The organism is Flavobacterium sangjuense (genome assembly GCF_004797125.1).
Classification (GTDB): domain Bacteria; phylum Bacteroidota; class Bacteroidia; order Flavobacteriales; family Flavobacteriaceae; genus Flavobacterium; species Flavobacterium sangjuense.
In genome coordinates, this window is record NZ_CP038810.1 from 2,006,743 (window position 1) to 2,020,288 (window position 13,546).

The window sequence follows — 13,546 nt, forward strand, 5'->3', positions numbered from 1 at the left end:
TTCCTAAAGATGCCTAACCTTTTCTTCCTCCATATCCAAATTATGCTGTAGCTTACGAACGATTCCTTCATCCAGATTTCCATTCTTACGGTTCTTTTTAATCAACCATTTTTGTTGCTGTTTAAGAATGTTGAGATAGATGATTTTACCTTCGGCGGTCATTTCGGTGTCTTCGGTTAGCATTTTGCTGGCTTCCCATTTGTCGGCAATTTTTTGGAGTAGTGGCTGCTCTTCCAACGCCTTTCCGTATTGGTTTTTTAATTGTTCCAAGGCAAATTCCGCCATCTCGTATTTCAGCAGTTTATACTGTTGTTGTTCTGCTGCTTCCTGTTCGGGTGTCATTAGGCGCATTCTGCGTATAAAGTAGGGCAGTGTTAATCCCTGTAAAATCAGGGTTAGCAGTATGACCACAAAAGTGATAAAAAGAATAAGGTTCCGTTGCGGAAAAGGATTTCCATTATTTAAGTATTCCGGAATCGATAAGGCTGCTGCCAACGATACCACACCGCGCATTCCCGTCCAGCCAATGATGAAGGGAGTTTTCATTCCGGGGTTAGTTGTTTGGGCAACCGTGATAAAATTGCGCATAATCAAGGTAGTGATTACCGCACCGTAAGCCGCCAGTATTCTTACTACAATCAAAACAACCGTAATCAATACACCATAGCCAATCGCCGAAGTTAAAGGGACGCCTTCCTTTTCAAGTCCGTCAGTAACCGCCGGAAGCGATAGCCCAATTAGGGTAAACACGAGTCCGTTGAGTACAAAAATAAGACTCTGCCACACATTATAACCCCGCACACGCGAGGTACTCGTAAGGAAAGAATACCGGTTATAAGATAAATACAACCCCGCACTCACAACAGCCAACACTCCCGAACAATGAGCTTCCTCAGCCGTAAGATAAATGATATAAGGCATTACCAGGGTAAAGACTATATCCATATTGGCATCGGTAGGAAGGTATTTGTGGAGTTTCATAAAAAGCAGTCCAATCAGCAGCCCAATGGCAATACCACCCAATACCATCCAGGAGAAACTCACCACCGCTTTCGAAAAGATAAACTGAGTCGTACTAACCGCAACTAAGGAGAACCTAAAAATGATTAGCGACGAAGCGTCGTTCAAAAGACTCTCGCCTTCCAAAATAGAGGATATGGTGCGTGGGACTTTTACAAATTTTAAAATGGCACCGGCACTTACGGCATCGGGAGGCGATACTATGCCGCCTAATAAGAAACCTAATGCCAGTCCAAATCCGGGTATAAAATAATCCGCGACTAAAGCAACAGACATTGCCGTCAGGAATACTACGACAAAAGCAAAGCTTAATATAATCCGGCGCCAATGCCAGAGCTCTTTCCAGGAGATAGCCCAGGCTGCTTCATATAACAGCGGCGGAAGAAATATTAAAAATATAAACTCCGGATTTATTTTTATGGTTGGAATTCCCGGAATGAAACTAATCAATAATCCGGCTATGATCAATAAGATAGGGTAGGCAACCTTAATCTTCTCGGCTATCATCATGATGAAGACTATGGAGAAGATGAGAATGAGGTAAAAGGGGAAGCTGTCTAACATGAGTTGGAATTTAAATAGCTACAAAGATAGGGTAATTTGGTGATGCGGTTATTTGGTTATTTGGTTTTGGAATAAGTTTATAAAAAATCCCCAACTGTTTACACAATCAGGGATTAGATGAGTTATGATAAGTTATAATAAGTATTAGTTGCTTAACGAACTTATAAAGTTATCGGTTAACAATCTTCCAATGTTTGGATTATTAAAATTGATGTTTACACTAAACAGATTGTTGTTTATAAAACTATTGTACAAATCCTGAGTCAGTAATAATTCACCGGTTTTGGGATCATATAATCTTGTTTGCACTTTGTAGAAATCATATTTTCCTATTTTCATATCGGCGCTCGTCAAATCAAATTTGAGCGTTTCAATATTAGAATAGGTATCATTCATTAATTTAATTATGAAATTTTTATGTTCTTCAAGTGATGTTATTTGGGATCCTGCTAAAGATTCAAAAGCGGCAGTAAAAGTATTTCTTTTATCTACTTCAAAACCTATTAAATGCGGGCTGGTTGGTTTAGCAATTATTCCACCCGGAAGCCCTTTTTTTTGTAATTCTTCAACCTTCTTTACATCGGTGATGACATAGTTCATTGGAATTTTTATTTTCCAGTCAAACCGATAACAAGTGTATACACTGTTTTCTATTTTGCCGTTTTCAGTCTCTTCAGTAGGAGTAGCGGTCAAAACTTCTTTGTCATTAGTTTCCTGAGAAAAAATGAAGTTAGAAGATAATAGCAGTATAAGGAATGCGAATTTTGCTTTCATTTTAGTTTTATAATTGGGATTACCAAAAGTAGAAAAAACAAATTGTTTTCACAATCAAGGATTTGTTTTAAAGGTCTATGCCGAGCTGTTTCTTTATTTTAGGTGCCAGTTTGGCTTTAACCAACGCATGCGATTGCTGCAGGTAATGCTGCCATTCATTGGGACGCATTTTACTGATGTCTTCAATCAGCACCCATTTGTATTTGGCAACATAAGGAGCAGGTTTAAAGTATAAGCGGTTAGCCATTTCATCAAATTCTTCTTCGGTAACTTTGAAGGATGCCGAAGTAGGCGATTGGTTTAAGCCTACTACACAGAACATTTTTCCGCCAACCATAAATACCAAATCATTACCCCATTTAATGTCTTCTGTGACATAAGGAAGTTCGAAGCAGATATTTTTGATGTCGTCTATGTTCATTTCTGTTATGGGTTATTTGGTTATTTGTTGATTCGCATTATCAAATAACCGAATCCACGAATAACCGAATTATTTAACTGCTGTCATCGAAATCTCCACATTCACGCCTTTTGGTAAACCAGCAACCTGAACGGTTTCGCGTGCCGGTGCTGTTTTCTCGTCAAAGTAACTTCCGTAAACGGAATTGATACGAGCGAAATCACCCATGTTCATAATAAAGATGGTCGTTTTTACCACGTTGTCAAAAGTCATGTCGGCAGCTTCAAGAACGGCTTTCATGTTTTCCATAACCTGTTTGGTTTCGGTTTCTATATCATCAAGGACTAATTCCATAGTCACAGGATTCAATGCTATTTGCCCCGAAGTATAAAGTGTGTTTCCAACCAAAACAGCTTGGTTATAAGGTCCAATTGGCGCTGGCGCTTTGTCTGTGAAGATTATTTTTTTCATTGTTATGTGGTTATTCGTTTATTTGGTTATGCGGTTATCTGGTTATCTGGTTATGCGGTTAAATATCAAATAACCAAATAACCAAATCCACAAATTACCTAAGCGTTTTATCTGCCTGATTTCGTTTATCCCATTTGATATCGCTCAAAACTCCCGATTTTATTCCGATAAAAAATCCCCAATACGGATTATCTCCAAACGGTACCCAATTGAAATCCATTCGCCAACTCAGCAAATCCCGTTCAAATCGAAGCTGTGTAAACGTAACTCCTTTTTGTACAAAATCATAACCTGTTGAAGCACCAATTTTCCATTTGGGTGTTAAATCAGTATTCATAGAAACCATTAGCGAGTTTCCGGTTATTTTTTTCTGACGGTTGTTATTAGAATACGTCAAAGAATAGGCAAGGGTGACATTCCAAGGCAATTTATATTTAAAGAGTTCATTTGAAGCATTGTCTTTTTTGTCATCATCGTCACCAAATTGGCTCTGTCGTCTGTCACTCAAATCGGTATTGCTACCAAACAAATCGTCTTCACGACCACCATTTCTCTCGCCTTGGCTATTTTTATTTTCTGCATCATTCCCATCGTCACTAGAGAAAGCATAGTTTAAAGTCATATTAGCGCTGGTCATTCTAAACAAACTACCACCGTTGTCAATGTTCCAGGTATCGATTCGTCTTCCGGTGTTGCTGATTGCGTAAGGATCGAGTGTCATACCAAAATTTACATTCATCTTTTGTTTAAACAATAGTGTACCACCGCTAACACGTAGTGGAGACCATTTTAATGAATCGGCAGTAATATCATAATTTGTTGAAAAATTCAGGTTGTTCAGCAACATTATTTTTTTAGGCTCTGTTTTGGTTGTATCTTTCTCGGTTACTTTAGCTTCAAAAGTATTACTCAAATTAAATCCTAAATTATTGGACATGTTTTTTCCCGGTGAACCAAAAATTCCGTTGTCAAATCGCGTGTACTCTTTTATCATGGTACCACTTCCGTCAGAATCGTAGGTGTCATAGTATTTTGAAAAACTTGGCGTATAACTATAAGTTACATTTGGACGCATTACGTGTCGGATTGCCTGTATTTTTTTCTTCTCACCAAAATTAAACGTTCCATAAACAGTTGTTCCTAATCCGGCGCTAAAGGAATAGGTTCTAAAGGCATCAAATCCTTGTACTTCATTATCAACGACTCTGTTCTGCGTTGGGTCATACTGACGTCTAATCGTTTTTAAATACCATACTTCATTGTAATTCATCGAAGTTGTGGCACTAAGATATTTAAAGACTTTAAAGTTTGTACTCAGCGGAATAGAGTGTTGAAAACCAGTTTTAGCATCCCTGAACATTTGCGGTTTAAAGAAAAGCGAATCGGTAGTCTGAATTCTGTTTTCACCTCTTAAGTTGTATTGTAAATTGATATTCTTAAAGAAGCCCTTTTTTGTTCCGTCTTTTGGTGCAAAAGGATACATTCGGTCAACACTCACTTGCAAAGTAGGCAAGGTCATGTTAATTTGTTCTGTGTTTGTATTTTGCGAATGTGTAGCTGTTATAGACATATTCACTTGTGGCACAGAGTTGAATGTTTTAGAATAAGAAATCGAAGAGCTCAGGGTGTTGTTCAATCTTGAACCTACGTTAACCTGATTGATAGAATTGATAAAATATTTACTGCTTCCAAGATTTACCGAAGCTGAAAAACGAGAGTTCGGATTTGATTTAGAATCTTTGGAATGTGACCATTGGATGTTGTAAATGTTAGTTCTCGAATAATCAGGATAACCTCTTTCGCTATTGATTAGGTTTTCAAAACGGATATTTACATTTCCAAAAAATTTATATTTCTTGGCATAGGACGATTCGAAACGCATGGCATAACTTCCGTTGGTGTAATAATCACCAAGAACGGCAAGGTCGTAGTTATCGCTTAACGCAAAATAATAACCACCATTTTGCAATGAAAAACCTCTGGTGTTACTGTCGTTATAATTTGGAACAATTATTCCGGAACGGCTTTTCTCTGACATTGGAAAGAAAGCAAATGGCAAAGCTAAAGGTGTTGGAACATCGGCAATAACCATATTGGTAAATCCTACTACCACTTTTTTCCCTGGTACTAATTTTACTTTATTGGTTTGAAAATAATATTCAGGGTCTTCTATGTCTTGCGCTGTGGTAAATCGCGCTTTTTTCATAAAGTAAACGGAGTCGTTTTCTTTTTTTGTGATTTCGGCTTTTACTTTAAACTCACCCTGGTCTGTTCTTGAATTCCAAACCAACGCTTTTTTAGTTTTAAAATTAAACCGGATAGAATCGGGTTCGACAACATTACTTCCTTGTTTAAAAAGAGGTCTTTGTGTATAAACTCCGGCAGAGTCTTTTATCCTTCCGGCATAAACTTCATTTTTATCATAATCAATGACAATGATTCCCGATTTCAGTTCAATATCCTGATAATAAACTTCAGCCTGATTGTAGAGTGTGATTAGCTTTTTCTTTTGGTCAAACTTTTCGTAGTCAACTGCTTTACGTTTTATCTTATCTTCCAATAAAGGCTTTTTCTTGATGCTGTCAGGTACTTTAACTTCGGTTACTTCTAAGACAGGTTCTGTAGTTTTTTCAGGTGTAGTTTGCTGATTTTTAGGAGGGAAAGAAGTGGTTTGCTTCGGACCATCTTGTGAATATATTTTTGCGTTTCCCAGTGTTAGGAAAATTGTTAAAAAAACGATATAAAATAAGTTTCTTTGCAAAGGTTTAATACTATTTTTGTAGAAATATGGCTTGATTTTTGACGAGGCAAACTTACACAATATTTCCGGTCAAAAATAAGGAAATATTGGTATTATAACCTTTCGGTTTTAATTAAAATTAACTTTTGAGTTTATGAGATTTTTAAATAGCATAAAAACCTGTTTTACAGTGCTTTTCTTTTTTAGTATGCTGAATGTTTTCGGACAATCAGATGCTAATAAGTTTTCGATAGTATTGGATGCAGGTCATGGTGGAAAGGATCCCGGGAATTCCTATCACGGATATGTTGAAAAAGACATTGCTCTAAAGACCACTCTTAAAGTGGGTAAATTTCTTGAAAGAGAAAAGGATTTTGCAGTGACCTATACCCGTAAAACTGACGAATTCATAGAATTGGTTAACCGTCCAAAAATTGCCAACAAGATTGATGCTAATTTATTTGTTTCCATTCATTGCAATTCGGTTAAGAACTTTGAACCTGCCGGAACAGAAACATTTGTAATGGGACTTTCAAGAACCGATATGAACCTGGAAGTTGCCAAAAAAGAAAACTCAGTTATATTACTGGAAGATAATTACAAAAAAAATTATCAGGGATTTGACCCAAGTAAACCGGAAAATTTGATAGGATTGCAAATAATCCAGGAAGAGAATTTGTATAGCAGCATTAGCCTTGCCACAACCATTCAGGACAATTTCACCAATCGTTTAAACAGAAAAACAAGAGGGGTAAAGCAACAACCTTTATGGGTTTTAGATGCCGCCAAAATGCCGGGTGTTTTGATTGAGTTAGGTTTCTTATCCAATAAAGAAGAAGGTGAATATCTAAATTCTGATGAAGGGCAAACCGAAATGGCACGCCAGATAGCAAACGCTATTATTCATTATAAAAAAATGTACTTCAATGAAACTTTAACCGAAGAAGATATAAAGGACATTGATAAAAAATATGCCGAACAAAAGGAAATTGCGGATTCCGTAATTACGAAACCTGATGACTCGAGCCCAAAGGGCGAACAGGCAAAGCAAACTGTAAAAGCGGAACCTGGTCAGGTATTATATAAAATTCAGCTCTTTGCCAGTTCCAAAAGGAAAGACTTACATTCAAGTGATTTCAAGGGATTAAAAGATATTTCGTTTACATTTGAAAACAATCTATACCGTTATTATTACGGTAAGTCATATGATTTAGAGTATACGAGAAAAATGTATAGTGAAGCCAAAAATCATGGTTTTAAGGATGCATTTATTGTCATGTTTGCCGATGGAAAAGCGTCAGCTTTAAAATAATTAATTAAGTAGATTTTGAAACTAATAAAACAACTAAGGATAATAACAATAGCAGCGTTTGCTATTTTGTTTTTTTCTAATACAGCCCATTCTCAAAAATTTAAAGTAACACTCGATGCAGGTCATGGCGATCATGATTATGGCGCCGTGTATCATGGGCATATTGAAAAAAATATTGCTTTAGCAGTAGTATTAAAAGTCGGTAAACTATTAGAGAAAACTTCCGGTATTGATGTAATTTATACCCGAAAAGGAGATCAGTTTATTGATTTGGTTGAGCGTGCTAATATAGCCAACAGAGCTGATGCCGATATTTTTGTTTCCATACATTGTAATGCGAATGCAAACAACGCTGCAGATGGTTGTGAAACGTATGTAATGGGTATGTCTAAAAATGCTTCCAATCTTGAAGCGGCGAAACGAGAGAACTCGGTTGTAACTTTAGAGAAAGATTACAAACAAAAATATGAAGGTTTCGACCCAAAATCTCCTGAATCTTTTGCCGGAATGATTATGGCTCAGGAATTATATTTAGATCAGAGTATTGCCCTAGCGGGAAAAGTCCAGGCACAGTTTATTGGAATAGGCAAGAAAAGCCGTGGCGTTAAGCAAGCACCTTATATGGTTTTGCACAAAGCGTACATGCCAAGAGTTTTGATAGAAATGGGTTTTATTTCCAATCAGGCTGAAGGGGCAAAACTTGATTCAGAAGTAGGACAGCAGGAAATAGCGGAATCTATTGCCAATGCGATTATCGGTTACAAAAAAGAATATTTTGGCACCAGTGATAATGATAATACTATCAAGCCATCACAACAAATGGAAGAAGTGAAAAAGCCAGATACAATCGCTAAAAAGCCAACAGTAAAAATACCTGAGGGTAAAAAACCGGAGCCAAAATTGGAGCCAAAACCGGAAGTGGTAACATCTGGAGTAGCTTCATTCAAAGTACAGCTTTCAGCTAGTGGGACAAAATTAGAGACGATTCCAAGTAATTTCAAGGGTTTAAGTAATATTTCTGTTTCAGCGGAAGGGAATTTATACAAATACATGTATGGAGAAACGACCAATTATGAAGAAGCAAAACGACTATTAGCCGAAGCCAAAGCCAAAGGATATTCATCAGCCTTTTTAATTGCTTTTAAAAATGGTAAGAAAGTATCAGTTCAGGACGCATTAAAGCAATAATAACAAGGAGTTTTAATTATTTATTTTAACTTTGCCACTCGAGTCTCGTCCTAAAGACGAGACGAACAGTACAAAATAAAAAAAAAGATTTACATTGAAAATCACTAGAGAAATCAAGACTGCAATTTTAGTAATTGCATCTATTTTATTATTTATTTGGGGTTATAGCTTTTTAAAAGGCAGAGACTTACTTACTGATTATAAAACATTCTACGTTCAATATGACAATGTTGAGGGTTTGGTTAATTCGGCACCTATAACAATCAACGGACTTAACGTTGGAAAAGTCAGCGAAATAAAATTCTTAGGTACGACAGGCAAAATCCAAGTGTCATTACAAATCAAATCTGATTTTCCTTTTTCAAAATCAAGTATTGCTTCTATCTACGAACCAGGTTTAATTGGAGGCAAGCAAATTATGATTACGCCTAATTTTGAAGATAAATCGGTTGCCGAATCTGGAATCACTTTACAAGGTGATGTAAAACCGGGTTTAACTTCATTGGTAGCAGAACGATTAACACCACTTCAGGAAAAAGTCGAAAAAATGGTAGTTTCTGCGGATGCGCTTCTTAAAAATGTAAACTCTGTTTTGGATTCCAAAACCAAAGCGAATCTAAAAAGCAGCATTGCCAATCTTGACGAAACTTTAGCCGAATTCAAAGTGGCTTCCAAATCAGTAAACGAAATGTTAGCTGAAAACAAAGGAAAAATCAACTCAACCATGGCAAATGTGGATAAAGCATCCGCTAATTTTGCTAAAATATCGGATTCGATTTCTAAAGCAAACATTGGTAAAACGGTTAAAAGTTTAGAAAAAACATTAGCAAGCGTTGATAAAATAATGGCTGACGTTCAATCGGGTAAAGGGACTTTAGGGAAACTTGCCAAAGATGAAACGATGTATACTAACTTATCCAAATCATCAAAAGAATTGGAATTGTTACTGCAGGATTTTCGTTTAAATCCAACGCGTTATGTAAACGTATCGCTCTTCGGAAAGAAGAACAAACCTTATAAAGCACCCGTAAACGATACTATTAAAAAGAAGTAAAGTGTAAGCCATGATGTATATCGACAACATACTTTTTGCTATCATCCTTATTGCGGGAATTGGTTTTTTTGCTAAAAATGTAAAGAAACTAAAGCGCAACATTAATCTTGGTCATGATGTTAACCGCACTGATAATCCATCAGCACGCTGGAAAAACATGGCAATGATTGCGTTGGGACAATCCAAAATGGTAAAACGTCCGGTTGCGGGATTGCTACATATTATAGTATACGCCGGCTTTATCATTATCAACATTGAAGTACTTGAAATCATTATTGACGGACTTTTCGGAACACACCGAGTATTTTCATTCCTTGGTGGATTTTATGGTTTCTTAATTGGTTCTTTTGAAATCCTTGCGTTATTGGTTTTAATAGCCGTAATTGTTTTTTGGATTCGAAGAAATATTATCCGATTAAAGCGTTTCGCCAGTTCCGATTTGAAAGGCGCGCCAAAAAGAGATGCTGATACGATTCTGTATTTCGAAATGGTTTTGATGTCGTTGTTCCTACTTATGAACGCAACCGATTTGCATTTTCAGGCAATGAATTCCGGAAACATCATTTCACAATATATTAATCCTTGGTTTACTTCATTAGATTTGGCTCAAGTTGAAGCTATTGAACTAACAGCTTGGTGGATGCATATTATAGGAATCTTGGTCTTCCTGAATTATTTATACTATTCAAAACACCTGCATATTCTTTTGGCTTTTCCAAATACGTATTTTGCCGATTTGAATGCTAAAGGAAAATTCGATAATCTGGAAAGTGTTACCAAAGAAGTAAAACTGATGATGGATCCAAATGCCGATCCATTTGCAGCGCAACCTGTTGATGAAAACGCGGTTCCGGGTAAATTTGGAGCTTCTGATGTACAGGATTTGAATTGGGTACAATTGCTAAATGCCTACACTTGTACCGAATGTGGTCGTTGTACTTCATCCTGTCCGGCAAATCAAACCGGGAAAAAATTATCGCCACGTAAAATCATGATGGATACGCGTGACCGAATGGAAGAAGTGGGAAGAAATATGGATGCCAACAAAGGAGTTTTTGTTCCGGATAATAAATCGTTACTGAATGATTATATAACGGCAGAAGAGCTTTGGGCGTGTACATCTTGTAATGCTTGTGTAGAAGAATGTCCGGTAAATATCAGCCCGTTGTCAATTATCATGGATATGAGACGCTATTTGGTAATGGAGCAAAGTGCTGCGCCACAATCGTTGAATGCAATGATGACCAATATTGAGAACAACGGCGCACCATGGCAATACAACCAACAAGACCGATTAAATTGGAAAAATGAATAATAACTGAATCAGGATGTGATTTATCGCATCTATTAAAATAAAAACAAATGACCAAAAATGTGAGGCTTGGGAATTTGTCAAATGAATGTGAAATATTAAAAAATTTAGAAAAAAAATGAAAGCGGAAGACATTGAAAAAAACTTGCAAAGTATTACCGAAAACGGCCAACATTTAAGCCCGATTTTACCTGAAGGAATTAAGAATTATTTAATCGATATTGACGGAACTGTTTGCGACGATATTCCAAACGAAGAGCCGGAAAGAATGCTGACTGCAGAGGTTTATCCTGATGCATTAGTTACGTTAAACAAATGGTTTGACGAAGGTCACATTATATTCTTCTTTACTTCAAGAACAGAAGCACACAGAGAATATACCGAGATTTGGTTGAAAAAACATGGTTTCAAATATCACGGAATTCTATTCGGAAAACCACGTGGAGGAAATTACCACTGGATTGACAATCACTTGGTAAAAGCAACCCGTTACAGAGGAAAGTTCACCAATTTGATAGAAAAAGAAGTTACCATTCAGGTGTTCGATGACGAGCATCACGACTAGGTAATTCGTGGATTTGGTTATTTGTTGATTTGAATTTTCAAATAACCGAATAACCGCATAACCGTATAAACATTAAAAAATGTCAGAAGTATTAAATGTGCCAACCATGGCAGAAATGATGGCTCAAGGCAAACAACCCGAAGTACTGTTTTGGGTTGGTTGTGCCGGTAGTTTTGACGACAGAGCAAAGAAAATCACCAAGGCATTTGTGCGTATTTTAAATCGTGCGAATGTCGAGTTTGCTGTTTTGGGTACTGAAGAAAGTTGTACCGGTGATCCGGCAAAACGTGCGGGAAATGAGTTTTTGTTCCAAATGCAGGCGATGATGAATATCGAAGTGCTGAATGCCTACGAAGCTAAAAAAATTGTTACTGCCTGTCCGCATTGTTTTAATACCCTGAAAAACGAATACCCTGAATTGGGCGGAACCTACGAAGTTGTACATCACACTGAATTCCTAAAACAATTATTAGATTCAGGAAGATTGACTATTGAAGGTGGACAATTCAAAGGAAAAAGAATTACGTTTCACGATCCATGTTATCTTGGAAGAGCAAATAATGTGTACGAAGCACCAAGGGATTTAATCCAAAAACTGGATGCTGAGTTGGTAGAAATGAAACGCTCAAAAGCTAACGGTTTATGTTGTGGTGCCGGTGGTGCCCAAATGTTCAAAGAACCGGAACCGGGAAACAAAGACATCAACGTAGAAAGAACCGAAGATGCCTTGGAAACCAAACCCGAAATAATTGCGGCTGGTTGCCCATTTTGTAATACGATGATGACGGATGGTGTTAAAGCCAAAGAGCAGGAAGCGAATGTTAAGGTAATGGACGTGGCTGAATTAATCGCTAACGCACAGGATTTATAGTCTGATTAATGAATTTGAAAACAAAGATTATATTTTGTATTTGTTGTTTTGCTTTTTTTGTTTCTAATGCGCAATCCGTTTCAGATACAATTCCGAGTCAAAAAAAGGATTCTATTCAGTTAAAATTCAAGTATAAAAGCCTAATCATTCCGGCTGTTTTTATTGGTTACGGGATTTTTGGATTGGAAAGTGGTCAGATTAAGGGTTTCAATTCCGGTATTAGTACTGAGGTTACAGAAGACATTGATAAGAAGACATCCATTGACGATTTTTCACAATATGCACCAATTGCAGCTTTCTATGGTTTAAGCCCTCTTGGAGTAAAAAGTAAAAATAATTTTAAGGATAAAACGATAATCTTTGCGACATCTTATCTTTTAATGGGATTGACTGTTAATGCCTTTAAAAAGACAGCTTCTGTAGAAAGACCGGATGGAAGCAGCCTTAATTCATTTCCTTCAGGACATACAGCAACTGCCTTTTTGGGAGCCGAATTAATGATGCAGGAATATAAAAATGAATCGGTTTGGTACGGAATTTCAGGCTATATTGTAGCTGCAGGAACCGGAGCTTTCCGAATGTATAATAACCGACATTGGCTTACCGACGTTGCAGCCGGAGCCGGAATAGGAATTCTTAGTGCTAAAGCTGGTTATTGGTTATATCCAATTACAAGCAAATGGTTCACAAAAAAGAACTCGACAAATACTAAAACAGCAATGATTCCGTTTTATAATGGAAAGACAACCGGTTTTGCATTTGTAAAAACATTTTAATTAAAATTATGTATATCCCTTTTGAAAATTTACCTGAAGACTCTAAAATTTGGATTTACCAATCTAATAGAAAATTTTCAGACGATGAAATGACTGAAATCGAAAATGATTTAAAAGCATTTGTCGAAAATTGGTCAGCGCACGGAACTGGATTAGAAGCTTCATATTTATTGAAATACAATCGTTTCATCATTCTTGCTGTCAATCAGGAAGTGCAACAGGCAACGGGTTGTTCTATCGATTCTTCTGTGAATTTTATTCAAAATCTGGAACAAAAATACGAAGTTGATTTGTTGGATAAAATGAATGTGACGTTTAAAAACGGAGAACACATTGCGCATAAATCGTTGATTGATTTTAAACGAATGGCTAAAGAAAAAGCCGTGACCGCCAATACCATTGTTTTTAACAATTTGGTGAATAGTATCGAAGAATTTAACGAAAACTGGGAAGTTCCTGCTGGCGAAAGCTGGCACAGCCGTTTCTTTTAAGCCCTAAA

Annotated in this window: 13 protein-coding genes; 8 read left to right on the forward strand and 5 right to left on the reverse strand. The window is 36.8% G+C overall.

Translation table 11 applies throughout. The features are described 5' to 3' along the window. Nucleotides 1-3: 3 nt before the first annotated feature. The 5 genes from GS03_RS08770 to GS03_RS08790 form a co-directional block, all read right to left on the reverse strand. A complete protein-coding gene (locus tag GS03_RS08770; RefSeq protein ID WP_136152167.1) occupies nt 4-1,584 on the reverse strand; it encodes a Na+/H+ antiporter in 1,581 nt (526 codons plus the stop codon). A 144-nt stretch (nt 1,585-1,728) separates the two neighbouring features. After that, entirely contained in the window at nt 1,729-2,358 is a 630-nt protein-coding gene (locus tag GS03_RS08775) for a hypothetical protein (protein WP_136152168.1), read from the reverse strand. Between the two features lie 67 nt (nt 2,359-2,425). Then, nucleotides 2,426-2,779 (reverse strand): MmcQ/YjbR family DNA-binding protein, encoded by a 354-nt coding sequence (locus GS03_RS08780; RefSeq protein WP_136152169.1) that lies wholly within the window; start codon nt 2,777-2,779, stop codon nt 2,426-2,428. A gap of 69 nt (nt 2,780-2,848) precedes the next feature. Then, entirely contained in the window at nt 2,849-3,229 is a 381-nt protein-coding gene (locus GS03_RS08785) for a RidA family protein (RefSeq protein ID WP_136152170.1), read from the reverse strand. Nucleotides 3,230-3,323: 94 nt separating this feature from the next. Next, nucleotides 3,324-5,990 (reverse strand): putative LPS assembly protein LptD, encoded by a 2,667-nt coding sequence (locus tag GS03_RS08790; protein ID WP_246034048.1) that lies wholly within the window; start codon nt 5,988-5,990, stop codon nt 3,324-3,326. 133 nt (nt 5,991-6,123) lie between these two features. Here GS03_RS08790 and GS03_RS08795 point away from each other — a divergent pair, with 133 nt between their 5' ends. From GS03_RS08795 to GS03_RS08830, 8 genes are all read left to right on the forward strand, one after another. Continuing rightward, nucleotides 6,124-7,281, forward strand: a complete 1,158-nt coding sequence (locus GS03_RS08795) for an N-acetylmuramoyl-L-alanine amidase family protein (protein ID WP_136152171.1) — start codon at nt 6,124-6,126, stop codon at nt 7,279-7,281. Between the two features lie 15 nt (nt 7,282-7,296). Then, nucleotides 7,297-8,469 carry an N-acetylmuramoyl-L-alanine amidase family protein gene (locus tag GS03_RS08800; RefSeq protein ID WP_317128564.1) on the forward strand — a complete coding sequence of 391 codons (1,173 nt, stop codon included), beginning with the start codon at nt 7,297-7,299 and terminating at the stop codon, nt 8,467-8,469. A 94-nt stretch (nt 8,470-8,563) separates the two neighbouring features. After that, nucleotides 8,564-9,523 carry an MlaD family protein gene (locus GS03_RS08805; protein ID WP_136152172.1) on the forward strand — a complete coding sequence of 320 codons (960 nt, stop codon included), beginning with the start codon at nt 8,564-8,566 and terminating at the stop codon, nt 9,521-9,523. Nucleotides 9,524-9,533: 10 nt separating this feature from the next. Beyond that, nucleotides 9,534-10,838, forward strand: a complete 1,305-nt coding sequence (locus tag GS03_RS08810) for a (Fe-S)-binding protein (protein ID WP_136152173.1) — start codon at nt 9,534-9,536, stop codon at nt 10,836-10,838. A 115-nt stretch (nt 10,839-10,953) separates the two neighbouring features. Beyond that, nucleotides 10,954-11,400 (forward strand): LNS2 domain-containing protein, encoded by a 447-nt coding sequence (locus GS03_RS08815; RefSeq protein WP_136152174.1) that lies wholly within the window; start codon nt 10,954-10,956, stop codon nt 11,398-11,400. Between the two features lie 79 nt (nt 11,401-11,479). After that, entirely contained in the window at nt 11,480-12,271 is a 792-nt protein-coding gene (locus GS03_RS08820) for a (Fe-S)-binding protein (RefSeq protein ID WP_136152175.1), read from the forward strand. Nucleotides 12,272-12,279: 8 nt separating this feature from the next. Then, nucleotides 12,280-13,047 (forward strand): phosphatase PAP2 family protein, encoded by a 768-nt coding sequence (locus tag GS03_RS08825; protein WP_136152176.1) that lies wholly within the window; start codon nt 12,280-12,282, stop codon nt 13,045-13,047. Between the two features lie 8 nt (nt 13,048-13,055). Then, nucleotides 13,056-13,538 carry an ABC transporter ATPase gene (locus tag GS03_RS08830; RefSeq protein WP_136152177.1) on the forward strand — a complete coding sequence of 161 codons (483 nt, stop codon included), beginning with the start codon at nt 13,056-13,058 and terminating at the stop codon, nt 13,536-13,538. Nucleotides 13,539-13,546: the final 8 nt, after the last annotated feature.